This is a genomic window from Paenibacillus etheri (assembly GCF_001012825.1).
Lineage (GTDB): Bacteria > Bacillota > Bacilli > Paenibacillales > Paenibacillaceae > Paenibacillus_AQ > Paenibacillus_AQ etheri.
In genome coordinates this window covers 150,883-168,923 of record NZ_LCZJ02000037.1, presented here as the reverse complement: position 1 = coordinate 168,923, position 18,041 = coordinate 150,883, and the positions used below count along the sequence as shown (strand labels likewise).

The 18,041-nt window shown below is 42.0% G+C and carries 8 protein-coding genes; all 8 read left to right on the top strand.

Going from position 1 to position 18,041, the window contains the following annotated elements; translation table 11 throughout:
- Positions 1-153: 153 nt before the first annotated feature.
- The 8 genes from UQ64_RS24280 to UQ64_RS24245 all read left to right on the top strand — a co-directional run bounded on the left by UQ64_RS24280 (position 154) and on the right by UQ64_RS24245 (position 18,012).
- Positions 154-4,065: an S-layer homology domain-containing protein gene (locus UQ64_RS24280; protein ID WP_060625957.1), complete on the top strand. Its 3,912-nt coding sequence runs from the start codon at positions 154-156 to the stop codon at positions 4,063-4,065.
- Positions 4,066-4,325: 260 nt separating this feature from the next.
- Positions 4,326-4,667, top strand: a complete 342-nt coding sequence (locus UQ64_RS24275; protein ID WP_042131350.1) for a hypothetical protein — start codon at positions 4,326-4,328, stop codon at positions 4,665-4,667.
- Between the two features lie 823 nt (positions 4,668-5,490).
- Positions 5,491-8,214 (top strand): Ig-like domain-containing domain, encoded by a 2,724-nt coding sequence (locus tag UQ64_RS24270; protein ID WP_167348521.1) that lies wholly within the window; start codon positions 5,491-5,493, stop codon positions 8,212-8,214.
- A gap of 93 nt (positions 8,215-8,307) precedes the next feature.
- The gene (locus UQ64_RS24265; RefSeq protein ID WP_060625955.1) at positions 8,308-8,844 is read left to right on the top strand and encodes a hypothetical protein; all 537 of its coding nucleotides are present in this window, start codon (positions 8,308-8,310) and stop codon (positions 8,842-8,844) included.
- Positions 8,845-8,997: 153 nt separating this feature from the next.
- Positions 8,998-9,264 (top strand): alpha/beta-type small acid-soluble spore protein, encoded by a 267-nt coding sequence (locus UQ64_RS24260; RefSeq protein ID WP_042192433.1) that lies wholly within the window; start codon positions 8,998-9,000, stop codon positions 9,262-9,264.
- A gap of 343 nt (positions 9,265-9,607) precedes the next feature.
- Positions 9,608-10,810: a methionine adenosyltransferase gene (metK, locus tag UQ64_RS24255; RefSeq protein ID WP_042192431.1), complete on the top strand. Its 1,203-nt coding sequence runs from the start codon at positions 9,608-9,610 to the stop codon at positions 10,808-10,810.
- A gap of 201 nt (positions 10,811-11,011) precedes the next feature.
- On the top strand, positions 11,012-15,052 hold the full coding sequence (locus UQ64_RS24250) for an Ig-like domain-containing protein (protein ID WP_060625954.1): 4,041 nt from the start codon (positions 11,012-11,014) through the stop codon (positions 15,050-15,052).
- Positions 15,053-15,279: 227 nt separating this feature from the next.
- Entirely contained in the window at positions 15,280-18,012 is a 2,733-nt protein-coding gene (locus UQ64_RS24245) for a stalk domain-containing protein (RefSeq protein WP_082651298.1), read from the top strand.
- Positions 18,013-18,041: the final 29 nt, after the last annotated feature.

Sequence of the window (18,041 nt, the reverse complement as noted above, 5' to 3'; positions counted from 1 at the left end):
AAAAGCCTATCCAGTCACAGGATGGGCTTTTTACGTTCTTAAAATTAGCTAAAAAATGTTTTTTCTATAAATTTATTAAGCAGTATTCCTTCAAATTATCATCTTATGTACCGATAAAATAATTAACGTCAACAAAAGGGAGAGATTAATGACATGCAGCGCATGAGAAAGACATTTATATGGTCGCTACTGTTTGCTTTGGTAGTAACTTTAGTCCCCGCTGGACTTATGAATACCGCAGAAGCGGCAGATAAGCCCACCAGTTATTTTACACCTGATAATAAAGTTTTACGAAATACAGTTGATCTGACACTATTACCGTCAACAACTACAACCACTCAAATCTCCAGAACTAATGTATTGCAAGTAACCGATGCGAGCTTGAAGGTTTCAGGAACCTATACAAAGGTAACCAGCTCTACACTGGGAGCAAATGTACAACTTTTGAGCTGGGATCAGCAAGCTGGAAAGTGGGTTGAAGACCCTACACATGTGATGCCAGGTGTTGTTCAGTTGGATGTTGATAGCCCGGAAAACCGGTTTACGGCAAATTTGACGCTGTATCCGGGGATTAACCGAATTACGTTGACCGGGTCGCAGGGTAGTAATGATCGTTCTGAGGCTTTTTATGTTCTTTTTGATAAGGTACCTTATGTTGAGAAGCTTCAAGTATTAGGCGGTTCTGACAAGCTTGACCTGAACGAAGGTGCGCAGCTTGTAGTAGCAAACTCAGAAATCACTTTGGAAGGTAAAGCGCAAAATGCAACAAAGGTTACTGTTTCCATTAATGGTGAGGGTGCATCAGCTACCTCTCTATTGCAGGACGGAACCTTCTTCTCACAGCGAATGCAACTTAAACCAGGTGTGAATGAGCTGAAGCTAGTCGTAATGAACGGCTCTGATACACTGTCCTTTCAATATACGATATTTTATTTTGATGAGAAGAATCCCATTGTTAAATTATACTTAGTGGATTCGTCTAAATATGGACAGGATCTGCTTGGCAAAGATGAGCCGATATTTACGGAGAAGGCGGACACCGCCAATGTATTTGTTCAGATGATGGTTCCGGACAATGCCGGGATTCCATTTGCTGGTTCTGCAGTTGTAAAGCTTGATAATGCGGTGGTGACTCCTTCTTATGGAAGTGGGATGACTATTGATTCTAGTGGTAAATTGGAATTAATTATTGGATCTGAAATTTTGGTCCCTTCTCCGAAGAAAGATTCGCCTTCATATCGTCTAGTGACATTCAGCATTCCACTGACTATGCAGAAAGACAATGCAGCTAATATTTTAGCAAATCAAATTCACGCTCTTTCGGTTGCTTATGGGACTAAAACAATAAATCGTTCCGTGGATTTTCAATACATGCAGGGAAAAACGGTTATCACTGATATGAGACTTTTAGAAGGATCTGATTTCTCAGATCCTAATGCTACTATTCCACCAGGTGTATCGCTAAATGGAGCAAAGGTGAACTCCAGTGAGTTCTATATTCGGGTCAAAACTAATAGCAAACCTAATGATACTACGTTACTTGCCAGCTATTTACCTTTATCCACTAAGAACCTAGCTCCTGAGTTGGTTAAGACAATATCAGATACTGAATATATTTACAGAATAAAGGATTTTCAAAATGGTAATCAGACGGTCCGCTTTAATTTTAAGGGTTCTACTGCGACTAAAGATGTTAATATTTCCTTTGCATCAAAGAACTACATCTATGTCGCTAACCTCACTGATGGAGATACTTATACTATTAATTCAGATGCAAGCAAGACACTCAAGGTTAAAGGGCAGTATATTGATTTCCAAAATCTAAACAGTAAATTCTTTGTAGCTGAAATGTATGTTAATGGACTAAAAGTTAAAACAAGCACCGATCCTTGGGTGGACAAACAAACAGGTGATTTTGAAGTTGAACTAGCGGTTAACGCTACAGCGGGTCCGTTGGTATATGGAGAGAACAAAATCATCTTTACTGCAACAGGTATTGATGACAAGGGACAGACAAGAGAAGTGCGCAAGGAATTACGTATATATATTATAGATGAGAACGTGTCAACGATCAGTAAGTTCCAACCTGCTGTTGGTACAGGAAGACCGGACTTTCCAGAGCGAGATTTTCCATCAACCGATCCACGACTTGCTAAGCTTTTTAATTTAACACCAGATTTCATTTATAAAGATAATATTTATACAACAAGTTTGAAGACGTATGATTTAGTTCTTCGAGGAAGCGGAGCGGTTAAGCTCAATTTGAATTTGGGTACTAAAAATATTGTTTCTATTGATATTCCTACAAATTCACAAATGCCTGAGACTCCTATTTTTCCTCCAGGTAGCGCAACATACACTTATAGCTTTGCAGGAAATCAAAAAGACTTTATTATGCGAATCCAAGATCTCACTAATGATGCACCGGGAACGTATATATACACACTTGAACTGATTAATAGCACAGGAGCTAAGACTAGTCGAAAGCTAGAGATTGTTAGAGAAGTAAGTGCGTATCGCCTTCTTTCACCTCAGCCTTCTGTAGGTACTCAATATGTTGTGAACAAAAACTTCATTCACTTCGATATTGAGGCTGAAGGAGCTACAGATGTTATTGTAGATAAGGAACGCGCGGTTAGACGTACTGACTTAGGGGCTAATAGATTTGTATTAGATTATGTGGGTTTAAAACAAGATAAAGCCAATCCAATTAAGATTTCAATTGTTCGCGGAGGCGCAACCACTACAGATACCATTTCAGTATTCTATACGGGGACTGTAGGTGTCGATTCGCAGTACATGGCACCTAAGGTAGCGGATAAATACAGCGTATTTAACAAGGCATTAGAATTAAACTTCCCTAAAGGAACGGTAATGCAAAGTACAGATAGACGGAGCCTCACGAAATATTATCCTGACACGAAGCTGCGTTTTGGGATTGCAGAGCCGAAGACAGGTGTAGTAGAACGCCGTAATGATTATGGAAATGTTATTGGTTTCCCTGAGACGTTTGAGGATAGCGGTATTCCTACATGGAAGATTCCTGATGAGTTTACACTTCGTTTTAGCTCCGATTATGAGACGAATAACTTTGGACGCATTTCGGAAATGTACTGGATTAGTGGTGGGTTAGGGGAGTTGGGCGCAGTCTCAACTGCAGGATACATTCCTGCTACAAACGGATTAGCTCCATATTCTGTAGATGGTTTGTTTGGTGATCCCCAGATTCCCGCTGAACGCAGAATTACACCATCCAAACGCGGTACGCTGACCCTTTCGTTTGACTCTAATGTAGTAGTGGAGGCAGGTACCCAAGTTACTGTATTCAAATATAATGATAAACGGGAATGGGAAAATATTGGAGGTACTGTAGATACCAATAAACACACAATCACCGTTCCGTTTGATGAATTTGGATACTATACCGTTATGAAGATGAGCCGAGGATACAACGATGTTACGAATCATGCTTGGGCCAGAAATATTTTGAATGCTTTGTACTCTAAAGGAATTATGAATAATCTTCGGTTTGAGCAATTCGGAACAGATGATCAGACGACAAGAGGGGAGTTCGCAACACTTCTTGTTAAAGGATTGAATCTTCCGCTTAATTATGATGATAAAAAGACATATGCGGATCTTGTACCCGGAGCAAGCTCAATTACTTGGGACTATGCCCATATTGAGACAGCGGCAAGAGCAGGTATCGTTACAGGACTCTCTGATGGTGTGTTCGGACCAGATCAGCCGATTACCAGGGAACAAGCAGCTGTAATGATCGCCAGAGCACTTAAACTGAAGCTGGCAGTGAATGATCAGAAATTAAAAGACAATGTCGCCAAGTCATTCATGGATTCCGGTAAGATAGAATCCTATGCATTGTCGGCTGTCCAAGCAGTATCGAAAGCAAAAATCATGAATGGAACTGAAGTGAACACACCAGGACAGAAGAAACCTTCATATAACTTTAATCCTAAGTCCAACATGACCAGAGCTGAAGCTGGAAAAATTGCTGTTGAGCTATTGAAAAAGAGTACTACAATATTCCCTAAAAACCTGAGCTAGAGGGAAAGCTTCATATTGTATGATTTTATTACAGAGGGCTGTTTAGTCGCCCTCTGTTTGTTCATTTATCAGCCACTATATATTCGGTATACTTTATATCTGATTACCATTTGGGTATAATAAAAAAAAGAAAAAGCAAAGTTTTGAAGAGCACGTGGATTTATGCAGCTTAAATTACCATCTAGACATCTTTGTAATCTGCACCGATTTACGATACAATAACGTAGAAAATATTATTTTCTGAAAGGTGAAAGCCAAACATGAAACCGATTTTAGCAAAAGCACAGTTAGATTACATGAAAGCCAAGAATATGTTTGAGAATAGAGCAAAAGTGTTGGAGAAGGAAATTGCGGCTAAGCGGGCACTACAGGAGATTACACAGGAGGTTATGGAGGAGCTTGTGCAGGCTACAGGATTCCATGATTCTTACAATGAGCTTGTCGTTGCTGAGAACGCTCTGATCGAATGGTCTCATACTACAATTAAGCATGAGAAGAGCTACCGCGAGAATCGCGCAGCTATTGATGCAATGTATGACAATGTAAACTCAAGTCCTGAAAAGCGTCAGGAATTGATCCAGTTATCTATGAAGATTCGTTAGACCCTACTGTAATAGAAGCAAGCGCCGACAACGGCGCTTTTTTGCTGCGTTCTGCATGGATGTTATCTGTATGGGGAGCTCCGCATGGTGAAGGTAAGTATTAGCCATTAGCTTAAGAATCATCGATGCAAGAATGAAACAGAAGGCTAATAAAGAAAGAGCGTGTTAGATCGAACCTAGAAGGAAAAGTTTCTAGGTTACAGCTTTAGAACTAAGGGTCGAATCTCAGAAGGGGAACCTCATATAATCGTCCTACGGTGATTTGAGAAATCAGGGAGATCCTCTCCTGCATACTCAAAATTTGTAGGAATGTTTAAATAAATGGCACTAATGTTAATGATACTTAGTAAATATTGCATAATGACGTTTAGAAAACGACTATGGTATACTATTTTCCGTGGCAACCCATGATTAACAATAGTTAGTAGAACATACATATGTATCTTCTATTGGGATTGTACGGGGAAACAAAAAAAGAATTTTTTTGAGAAACCGCAACTTTTCCAAATCTTCTGCGTTTAAGGTGTAGAGTCATTTACACAGGCAGTTGAAATTAACCGGTGGTAAAGCGAATTTAGCTAAATGGAAAAATTAGCTTTACGTGACTTGAGGCACATTGTATAATACTTAGGTATAATTAGGAATCTAGTATTGTCATGTCCTGATCATTGTTTACCAGTTTCTGTGATACCCGTCACAGACATTATTTATACTTAATTTGCTCAACTCTGGAAAGGGGGTGCAACGGCTAATGAGTGACACGAGCTACTCAACTAAAGAAAAATCTCAGTTTATGAACGTCCAAGGAGGAGAAAAAAAGGTTATGAAGAAAATTTTATCCGTAGCATTATCTACAGCAATGGCATTCTCGATGTTTGCCTCTGTAGCGTTTGGTGACGCAGCAACAACTCCGCAACAGAAATTTGATGCTTTGGCAGCGAAAGGTATTCTCAATGGGTACCCAGATGGTCAAGCTCACCTTGAAAAAGATCTTACTCGCGCTGAATTCGCGAAGATCGTTACTAAATTGTTCGATCTTACTGAAGTAACTAACAAATTGTCTTACAAAGACAAAGGTTACAATGCTAAGAACTGGGCAGTTCCTTACATCGAAGCTGTTACTGCAGCTAACTTGATGCAAGGTAAAGATACTGTTAAAGGTATCTTCGACTACAACGGTAAAGTAACTGTTGAAGAAGTAGCGGCTGTATTGTTCCGCGCTTTGAAACTTGAAACACCAGCAACAACTGACAACACTGCATCTGCATGGGCTAAAGGTTATGCTCAAGCGGTAATCAATGCTGGTCTGATTGCTAAAGACACTAACTTCAAAGCTAACGCTAGCCGTTCTTTGGTAGTTGAAACAGCTTATGCAGTTGATCAATTGGAAGCAGCTCCTACTGTAGCTTCTGCTGAAGCAGTAAGCCCAACTAAAGTAGTTGTTACTTTCTCTGACAAAACTACTACAACTGTTGAATTGACTACTGCTCTTGTAGCAGGCGTTGAAACTACAATCAACTTTAAACACAAGGATCACGACTACACTACTAAAGTAACTTTGCAAGCTCCTAAAGTTGTTTCTGTAGAAGCACCAAACTCGAAACAATTGGTTGTTAAATTCAACCGTGCTGTTGACGCAGATACTGTTGCTGAAGATGGTAAATTGATCAACGGCGTGGTTCAAGTAACTGCATTGAGCGGTGCTCCAACTGTAACTGCAGCAGGTTCAGAAGTATCTTTTAATACTGACAATACCCAAGCTACTATTACTTTCCCAGGTCTTGAGTATTTGAAAGGTCAATACACTGTTGTTGTAGCTAATAAAGTGAAAACAACTAGTGCTGAAGCAATTCCAGCGTTCACTAGCATTCTTTCTGTAGCTGATACTACAGCTCCTACAGTAGCTACTGTAAATGCTGTTGCTAAAGCAACTACTAACAAAGTCTATGTTAAATTTAGTGAGCCAGTTAAACCAGCGGGTATCATCGCTTATGTTAACGGTGCAGCTGCAACTGTACAAAGAGATACTTATGACACATTTGTGTTGACTACTGGAAACCTGAACAGTGGTACTACTTATGATGTATCTCTGACTAACGTTTCTGACTTCGCTGGTAATGTTGCGAACCCTAACCCAATCAAAACTAGTGTTACTGTAGTTTCCGATGTAGCAGCTCCTGCAATTAAGAGTGTGACTCCTGTCGGCGACCGTTATGTTGAAGTTAAATTCGACAAAAAAGTAAACAGAGATTCCTTGGTTGGTAATGTTCGTTTGCTTGATGCTAACGGAGAAAGCAAAGGTGTGTTCTTTGTAAGTACTTCTTCCGATAGTGACACGATCAAATTGAGATCCCCATTGAGTGCTTTGCCTACATCTGGCACATTCACTGGATCCATCGTATTTGGTCAATCTGTACGTGATACTCTTGGTAACACTTTGAGTACTGCTGCGACTCAAGCAATTACTTTCACTAAGGATACTAGTGCTCCTGGTGTAACTTCTGCTACTTATTCCAACAAAGGTTTGGTAATTAAGTTTAATGAAGAAGTAATTCTTGATAAAACTGCAACTAATAACAAAGAAATTCTTATCATCAACAACAAAACAGGTCAACAAGCTGGAACAGCACTCAAAGTTAAAGATGGTTCCTTGTCTTCTGATAAGAAAACATTGACTTACAATGTTGCATTGTCTGGTGCTGATTATACTGTGCGCCTGCCACAAGGTTTGGTTACAGATGATTCGTTCTCAACTAATCCTTTCGCATCCACAACAGTTGCTCTGACTATTGAAGCTGCAAATACTAGTGATACTACAAGACCAGAAGTAGTTAGCATTACTCCGCATGACAAAGATGCGGCTGGTACTGTAACTGCTGATGTGTACTATGATGTAGTTGTTAAAGATCCTGGTACTGGTGCAAGTGGTCTGAATGTAGCTACTCTAACTGATGTTAACAGCTACACTTTGAATAGCAAAGCATTGCCACTTGGGTCTTATCCAGTAATTACTTCAATTGGTAAAGATAATGATGCAGCTGCTCCTAAAGAAGCAACTGTAAGAATCTACATCCCTGGTAGCACAATTACCAAAACAGAAGCCCACACTTTCCAAGTGTTCGGTATTGCGGATAAAGCTGGAAACGGAATTCTTCCTGTTGAGAAGAAATCCGAACTTACAGACCGCGTGAAACCAACATTGACAACTGCAGCTGTTTCCTCTGGTGACAACACTGTATTGGTTATTGGATTCAGTGAAGATGTTAAGGTTTCTACAGTTAACCTAGCTGATTTCGAATTCTCAATTAACGGTGTTAGCCAAACTGCAAGTGGTTCCAATGTTAAACCTAGCAGTATCGATCCTGGTGCTGGATCTGACGCTGGTAAGTTCTATGTAACATTCAACAAATTGGATGGAACTACTGGTAAGCAAAACCTCAATGCTAACGATGTGAACTCCATCGAAGTTAAGGTTGTTGCTGGTGCAAACATCACGGATACCTCCGGAAACTTGATTACAACTGGAACAGTAGTTACTGGTAAATAATCATTGCTTTTGGATTACCGAAGCACAGAATAGCCTCTTCGGAGGCTATTCTTTTTTTATAGGCATTTACCCCCAATAAGAGGAGGAATTTCATTGAAATCGATATGGAAAGTGACAACGGCTGCTGTGTTGTTGGCTGGTGGTGTATGGGCCGGATCACTACTGAATGTTACTGCAGAAGGTGCAGGCGTTGGTTCACAGCCAGGAACAACGGATGATCCAGTGGTTACCAAAAGCTATGTAGATCAGCAAATTCAAAAAGCACTTACAGGTGGTACAGGCACAGCTCCAGTAGCGACAGCTACTCCGAGTCCGACCTCGGCTCCAACAGCTACAACAAGTCCAGCTACTAGCAGTAATGAATCCGTAATTGTCGATGTGAAACCAGGTCAAACCTTAATTGCTTCCGCAGGCGCTGAATTTATTGTTCGTGCGGGTAAAGCGGTTATCTACTCTCAGGATGCAAATGGTGTGGCTGATTTAACGGATGGTAAAGATCTTGCTAATGGAGTAGCTGCGCCTACTAACCATTTATTATCTTTCCCTCGTGATGGTCGTGGTATTACTGTGCAAACAGGACAAACCCTTGGCCTTGTTGTCATGGTTCGTGGCGGATATACACTAAAATAATTTGTAATTATATATATTCATAATGCCCGTAAAAGTACTTAATCATACCTTCAAACAGTTTTCCAAAGTTACAAATCATTGGCGCGATTGAAGAGTAGCTGTTGGACGCACAATATTCCTGTAATCTTACAAATTCACAGGAGGTGCTGTAACATGGCACGTAACAATCGTACAGTGGTACCGGAAAGTCGGGCAATGCTGAAGCAAATGCAATATGAGATTGCAGCTGAATTTGGTTTATATGGGGCGCATTATGGAGGCGGAGCAGACACAGAGTTTGCTTCTGAATTAGGAGCAATCGGAGGTAGTGGTTCTGGCCGTCGCCAGTATCTTGGACATCTTAGCTCAAGAGATAATGGCTCTGTTGGCGGAGAAATCACGAAGAGACTCATTAAGCAAGCCGAACAGTCTCTTCTTTAATAATATCAGGGGTGAAAGAATTCTTATTAATCCTATCTGATATTTCTTTTTAATACTGTGGAATCAATATTTATACTGTGATGGAGGGGCTTCGGAGTAATTGACACCACCTCCCAAATAAGATAATATGACTTTTGAGGAAAGCCTTAGACCTTTTCCATATGGGAAAGGTTCATTTTTTTGAAGAGTTTAGTGAATATAAACATGAAATACTGCAATCATCCTTCATAAAAAGAACAGGCCCCTGAGTTTCTTTGTTTTATAGTTTTTTATTAATTTGGCCTGTGATTATTAAGGAACTCCTTATACAGTGTCAGACTAACCATAAGGGAGGTTGTTATACTTGTCTATTAAAGGGCGTCATTTGTTTACTTCTGAGTCCGTGACGGAAGGGCATCCGGATAAAATCTGTGACCAGATTTCCGATGCGGTATTGGATGCATTTTTAGCTAATGATCCAAATGCACGTGTAGCCTGCGAAGTAGCAGTAGCAACTGGTCTTGTTTTGGTGATCGGGGAAATCAGTACCAAATCTGAGTATGTAGATATTCCTGCCATCGTACGCAATACCATTAAAGAAATTGGCTATACACGTGCAAAATATGGTTTCGACTATAATACTTGTGCAGTTTTGAGCTCACTTAATGAACAGTCAGCTGATATTGCTCAAGGTGTAAACTCTGCTCTAGAGCACCGTGATCCAGCACAATTAGCTGAAGAAACAGCAAATATTGGAGCGGGTGATCAAGGCTTAATGTTCGGTTTTGCTACGAATGAGACACCAGAACTGATGCCGTTACCGATCGCTTTATCTCACCGTATTGCTCGTCGCTTATCTGAAGTTCGTAAGAACGGAACTTTAGAATATCTGCGTCCTGACGGGAAGACACAAGTTACGATCGAATATCAAGATGAGAAGCCTGTACGCGTGGATGCTATCGTAGTATCTACACAGCATGCGGAAGAAATTTCTCTTGAACAAATTCAGGCAGATATTAAAGAGCATGTAATTATGCCAGTTGTTCCTGCGGAACTGCTCGATGCTGAAACTAAGTATTTTATTAACCCAACAGGACGATTTGTGATTGGTGGCCCTCAAGGGGATGCCGGTCTGACTGGTCGGAAGATTATCGTTGATACGTATGGCGGATATGCTCGTCATGGCGGCGGCGCATTCTCTGGTAAGGATCCAACTAAAGTGGACCGTTCTGCGGCTTATGCAGCTCGTTATGTGGCGAAGAATCTTGTAGCTGCAGGTCTAGCTGATAAATGTGAGATCCAGCTTGCTTATGCCATTGGTGTGGCTACTCCTGTCTCGATTAATGTGGATACATACGGAACAGGTAAAATCAGTGAGGAAAAGATGGTTCAACTGATCAGCAACAACTTTGATCTTCGCCCTGCGGGTATCATCTCCATGCTTGATTTGCGTAAACCAATCTATAGACAGACTGCAGCATACGGGCATTTCGGGCGTACTGATGTAGATCTTCCATGGGAACGCGTAGATAAAGCGGAATTACTCAGAGGTCAGGCAGGATTGTAGTTAATTATATGCTCTTATAATACGTTAAGCCCGCAAGTTGGCACTTAGTGTCAGCTCTGCGGGCTATTTTTATGTAATGGGCAGAATTAGGATTGATTCTAATCATAGAGAAGTAGACTACTAAACTTTGTAAGCCCTTTAACCGAAATATAAGAATATACATAAAGACGTTAGTATGGTTTGAGAGGAGTCTATCACGGCATGAAAAGGAAAATTTCAATATGGACGGCAATTATTCTAGCGGGAGAACTGGTACTTGGAGCAGGGTATCCTTCTATCGGATTCGGAATATCGGCAGTACATGCTGCAGCAGAGTTTGGTATAAGCGTGTCACCAGCACCTGGAGCAACCTATGTAAATATAGGATCATCTCTTAAACTAAGCTTTGATCGTCAAGTAAACCCACAGGCTGGACAAATAACAATCACGGGTCAGGGTGATAGTACGCCTTTTGTGACGATTCCTATTGGTAGTTATGGTTTAATTGGTAGTTCAAAAGATTACGAGCTTAAATTAGGGCCAAACCAACAATTCACTCCGAATAAAGCATACACGGTGACAATTCCCAAAGGATTGTTCAAAGATAATGAGGGTAATGAATCTGGACTTACTTCATGGGCATTTACCACCGCTCCTGAGAGTAACACGGCTATTACCGCAGGTAACTTTACACCAGCTAGTAATGCAAGAGTGGATGCCGGGAGTTTAAAGGAACTTAGTCTGACACTAAATAAACAGCTGCTAAAAGGTGGAGGTTCTATCCAAATCCTGTCCTCAGCAGATAATACAACAGTGCAAGAGTTCAAAATCAAAGATGATGACACTAGAGTTAACGTTCAAATTGATGCAAACTCTACTACAGTTAAATTATCATTGGATAAGGCTTTGGCAGCCGGAGGAAATTATTATGTTCTTATTGATGCCTACGCTTTTAAGGATGCCGATAATCGAACGTTTGCTGGTATTTCTAGCGGGAATGTATGGAGTTTCTCTACGAAAGGTGTAGCTGAAATTCCGATGACTCCATCACCGGCTAACGGTGCAGGTGGTATATCTACCACAGGAGCACTACAGCTCACTTTTGACCGTCCTATGATGCCTGCATCAGGTGTAATTACGGTGTCCCCAGGGGCAGCTAACGATGCTAGAACAAGATGGCTTAATGTGAACTCCCCAGCCGTTACTGGAGGAAGCAGCAGAACTATAACATTGAATCCAGCATCCACAACCTCACCGCTGCTAAACGGCACGCAATATACGGTTACGATTCCCCAAGGTGCTTTTTATGATCAAGATGGAAATGTATTTCCTGCCTCGGGCGCGTACACTTGGACCTTTACAACAGTATCTTTGACTGGACTTGGCGTAAGTGCTTTGAATCCATCTGATCGAAGTGAATCTATTGCTAACAACAGATCCTTTTCGATCGTGTTTAATCGGGATGTGAATTACAACAGTGCAGTGGCCAATGGTGTGGCTCTATATAAAAATGGAGGATCTCAGGTGCCTGTTAACGTTACTCGGAGTACCACTACAGCTAAAGAATATATCATCACACCTTCCGTAGCGTTAGATAGTGATTCAACGTATTACATTGACATCGCTAAAGGGGCTTTTGTAGATGCAAGTGATGCCAACGTTCTATATGACGGGTTAAGTGGTAAAAATTCATGGAGCTTCAAGACCTTGTCTTTGGACAAAACAGCTCCCCAGCTCACTTCTGCCCAGCTTGAGAATAATCGAACCATTCGCCTGAAATATAATGAGTCTCTCAATTCATCGATAGCGCTATTGACCTCAAGCTTTGGAGTTACTGTGAATGATGAGAATCGAGCGATTGAAAGCGTCTATATTCAGGGAGACAGTGCTTATCTGGTGCTGAGTACAGGAGTAGCTGTTGGGCAGATTGTAAAGGTCAGCTATAATGGCGGACTGCGGACGATTCAGGATCCAAGCGGAAATGCAGCGAGCACTTTTAGCTCTAAACAGATCACGAACTCCATCGAATCCTCCATGCCGACACCTAAAGACGGGAGAATCACGGGAAGATCCGTAGTATTAAACTTTAACGACACATTAAAACCGGTTTCTTATTCCGCTCATAACCAGTTCTCAGTGACTGCAGATGGAAGCTCACTTGGGGTCAACTCGATCAGTTCCAGCGGCAATACAGTATATTTAACATTGAGCAGTGAAGCATCAAATGGACAGAACGTTCGGGTGTCCTACTATGCAGGTTCGTATCCTTTGCTAAATTCTTATGGACAAAATATTGCGGACTTTACTGATTTCAATATCCGTAACAATAACGATACGATTGCGCCAGTGTTTCAAAGTGCAACCGGAGGCGGCACTAAAATCATTCTGAATTATAATGAAGGCTTGTCTACAACCAATCTCCCGCTGAATAGCCAATTCTCTGTTTTAGTGGGCAGCACGCCTAATTATGTAACTAATGTATCGGTCAGTGGCGATCAGGTTACGTTAACTCTTCAAACTGCGCTGAAAGTTAATCAGAATGTGAGCTTATCTTATGTGCCAGGTTCTGTCGGGTTAAGCGATCTGAATGGAAACCGTGCGGCGTATATTAACCTGCAGCCTGTATCTATCTCGGAAAATAGTGGCACTACTATCCCGGAGATTAATTCTGCGACCGTTTCAGGTGACGAGCTAACAGTTACTTTTGCAAAGAATATGCAGGCATCCGGTTCCCTCTACACCAATCAGTTCGGAGTTAGAGCAGATGGTAGCAGCTGGGGAGTGCAATCCTACTATATCTCAGGCAATATTCTAAAAATAACATTATCCTCTGCTGTAAAAACCGGGCAAACTGTCGACTTATCCTATATGTCAGGTAACGGTATGATTAAGGATTTGAGTGGGAATATACTATCCTCATTCTCAGCATTATCAGTTCAGAATCTAACCGGCGTGACTACTGGATCTGGAAGTCGTCCATCCTATCTGGGAACACTAGCAACGAGTGAATTTGGTAAAGAGTATGCAATACTAAAGAGTGATTCCTCGCAAATTGTGGATGACCGCTCTTTATACAATCAATCTGTAAAAAGATATATTATAAACGCAGATCGAATAGCTGCAAGTTATGAATATCTGAATAAGATGAACAATGATATATTAGCCTTTGAGGTTCCTTCCACCGAGCAAGCAGCTTTTGTATCCGTTCCGCTAAAACCATTGCTCGATGCGGTAAATCGTAATAAAAATACTAAGTTTATGATTCGTCATGGAGATAACCTATTTAGCGTAGGGCTCAATGATATGGATATGAACGGGCTTGCGAGCAGCCTGAACTCGGACAGTAAAAATATTTCGCTCGTGCTTCGCTTGGATAAAGTTCCAGCAGGCACATTTACACCTTTTGAGCAAAAGCTGCAAACGTTGGGTATGCGAACTGTTACTAGTCTCATGGATGTACGTGTGACGGCGATCGTTGGCGGTAGTAATTCGAATTCCAAGGCACTGGCTGTACCAGGAGAATACACCGTACGTACTACTTCTTCGTTAAATAGTGCGCAGACATCTGTAGTCAGATTAGATCCTTCTTATGACGATGCAGCTTATCTACCCACAAAAATCAGTACGGTAGGCAGCTATACGATTATTCGTGCTCGTACCGCCGGTAATCAGGTGCTAGGGACCTTCTTGTCCCTCCGGACTTTCACGGATATGAGTAAGCACTGGAGTAATGCGATTGTAGCTGAGCTTGGCGCTAAGAGTATTATCGATAGCAGCTACGGCAATGCGTTTAATCCGGAGAAAAAAATTAGCCGCTCTGAGTTTGCTGTTATGCTTAGTCGGGGTCTGGGTTTGCTTGGAGATCGTGAGACAGCACAACGCTTCCGGGATGTGCAGCCTTTCACACAAACGGGAGACTATATTGGTGCAGCGGCTAAGGCTGGAATTATTACAGGGAATACGGATGGTACCTTCCGTCCAAATGACAATATAACACGTGAGCAGATGGCGATTATGATGATCCGTGCGATGGAATATACCAAACATCCTATTACGCTAAGCGGTACCTCTGCTTCCACACTTGCAAGATTCAAGGATAAATCGAAAATTCAGAATCAAAGTGCGGAGTTCGTCGCAAAGGCAGTGCAATCAGGGATTATCTTGGGTATGACAACAAGTCAATTTCAACCCCAGGGAAATGCCACTCGTGCACAAGCTGCCGTGATGCTGCAGCGGATGCTGAAACAGACCGATTACTTGTAAACAACTCTTATCAACAACGAAACAAATGGTAAAGTCCGGCAATTATGCCGGGCTTTTTTGTCGTCTAATTATGACAATTTCGACTCTATAAAGCTTGAAATCTCTCAATTTCGCAACTTTTTGGCTTATTTTCAGTCTATTAAAAGAGTACTAGAAAAATAGGAACCAGTTTCCAGACATTGATATGGACTGATAGAGTACAAAAGAGATGGGAGAGTTACGTTGAAATGAATAAAGTTTTCATGGAGAAGAAGAGTAGCGAGGTTGTACGGGGAATAAGATTATCTTCCACTAAAAAATGGATTGCTGCTTCATTGGCTGGTGTGTTATGGATTATGCCGGTAATCGGCAGTGAAGGTATGATGCTGTTTGGTCAGGGGGCTGCACCAATCGCAGCTGCAGCTACAGCTCCTTTTAAAGTAAGTAAGCTGGGAGAAGAAGTGATTACTTCGGGCGCCATTATGATGAAATATAAATATACTACTACACGTTCTGGGGCGAGTGCTTCTGGGCTTGCGGATGTTATCCGAGTAGATCTTAACAATCCATATGTTTCTTTAGATGTAATGACTGGTAAAGGTGGAAACCTGACTACGCGGCAAAGTACTGGCGGGATGGCCAAGGAAACTGGAGCCGTGGCCGCAGTAAATGGCGATTATTTTAATACAGGTGGAGAGGGTGCTCCGATCGGTGGACAAGTATCAGGTGGAGCACTGGTGTCTACCCCTTCACAATTGGATGGAATGTATGCCTTTGCAGTGACAAAAGATCGCAAACCTATTATTGACGAGTACAGCTTTGAGGGGATGGTAACCGCGCCAGATGGCGCGCAGTTTGAGATCTCTGGTATCAATAAAGGTGCTTATAGCCCTGAAGGCGGAAGTTCGACTTATAGTCATGCTAATGCTATGTATATCTACACAGATGTATGGACTGCACTCGACCGCCCTAAAAATAGCTCTACCACTCCAACAGAGGTACTTGTTGAGAATGGTGTAGTTACTCAAATTTCAGAAAATGCTGCACTCCCTATGGCGGTTCCAAAGGGAGCTTATATTTTGCGGGCACATGGCTTAGCCGGACGGTATGTTACTGCCCATTTGATGGTAGGACAACCTGTAACAAGTGTGTATTCCCTGAAGTCTAAGACTACACAGCAATCTCTAGATCCTGCGAATCTGCAAACAATGATCGGCGGACATACGATTCTAGTAAATAACGGAAAAGCAGCAACGTTCTCTCGTTCTACTAACAGCATTGGAGGCTATCGTGCACGCACGGCTTTAGGATATTCTCAAGACGGACGTTATGTATATATCATAGCTACTGAGAAAAATGGCAATAGTTCAGGGATGTCTCTAACCGAATTGCAATCATTTATGACGAATATTGGAGTCTGGAAAGGTCTTAATCTCGATGGAGGCGGCTCTACAACGATGGTAGACCGGCCCCTCGGTGAAACCTCTACTACACTCACTTTTAATACAGAGTATGGCACAGAGCAACGCAGCATCGTTAACGGGCTTGGTGTCTACACTAACGCACCGCAGGGTGAAGTGAAAGGGATCAAAATTAGCGGAAGTTCCGCACTGCTGGTTGGTCAAAAGGCAACTTATTCTTTAAAAGGTTATGACACTTACTATAACCCTATTGATGTAGCTGCAGGTAATCCTACTTGGGTATCAAGCGGAGGAAGCGCAACTGTAAGTGCAGGTGAAGTAACGGCAGTGAAGCCAGGTACCGTTACCTTAACGGCTAAAAGCGGTGCCGCAAGCGCCTCTACAACCGTTACAGTTCTGGGTGGAGAAGATCTATCCAGTATGAGCGTAGGTACAGCTACAGCGCCACTGACAGCCGGAACTACTGTGTCTGTCCCTGTTACGGCGGCAACGAAGAGTGGAACAACTATCAATGTTCCGGATTCAGCACTGAAGTGGGAGTTTGTAGGCTTTAAGGGAGCCGTGAAAGATGGCAAGCTTACTGTAAGCGCTGTGGATGCAGGGGTTACTACAGGTTATGCTATTGCTCGTTATGATGGATTTAGTGCAGTGGTTGTATTATCAACAGCAGCAGCTACAACATGGGAAGATTTCGAGAAGGTAAGCTATCCAATCGACTTTACTACCAATGTTCCAGCGGTACAGGGTACTGCAACAATAGTGGATGGAACGGCTGAAAGAGTAGGCTCCAAGGTGCTGTCACTCAGTTATGATATGACAGCTGGAAGCGGGAAAATGTATGCTTATGCTCAGCTTAATGGTACAAGCGGAAAAACAGTTCCAGCGCTTGCAACTTCGATGTCGGTTGATGTGATGGGCGATATGAGCTTGAATTGGCTACGCGCTGAATTTGTAGACAACAGTGGAGCCACAGCCTATGTAGATCTTGCGAAGATCATCGATTGGAATGGTTGGAAGAACATTAACATTGACTTGTCAGGCTCAGGCATTAAATTCCCAGCAACGCTGAAGAGACTCTATGTAGTCAACGTAGAGGAAGGCCAAGATGAACGTGCGAAGACGGGTACAGTTGCCGTTGATAATATCAAGTTTACAATGCCTTCGCTTTCTAGTGATGCAGGCTTACCAAAAGGGACGGCTTCCATGAGCATTGGCTCGAAAGCAATGACCGTAAACGGAACAAAGAAAGCTATTGATGTAGCTCCAATTGTAAAAGACGGCAGTACGTATGTGCCAATTCGGTATGTCCTTGATGCTTTTGGAGGCAGCGCTACTTGGGATCAGGTGAATAAGAAGATCATGGTATTACGCGGAGCCAAGGCATTGGATCTTACCGTAAATAAAAAAGAATATCTGCTGAACGGTAAACGTCAGAGTGCTGAAGTAGCACCAATCATTTTACAAGGTAGGACTTTAGTACCGTTAAGACTAGTTTCTGAACAGCTAGGATTAACTGTAAAATGGGAACAGAAAACGAAGACCGTAACTATCGAATCGTGATATGTTAATATAAAGGAAAACCTTTAAAA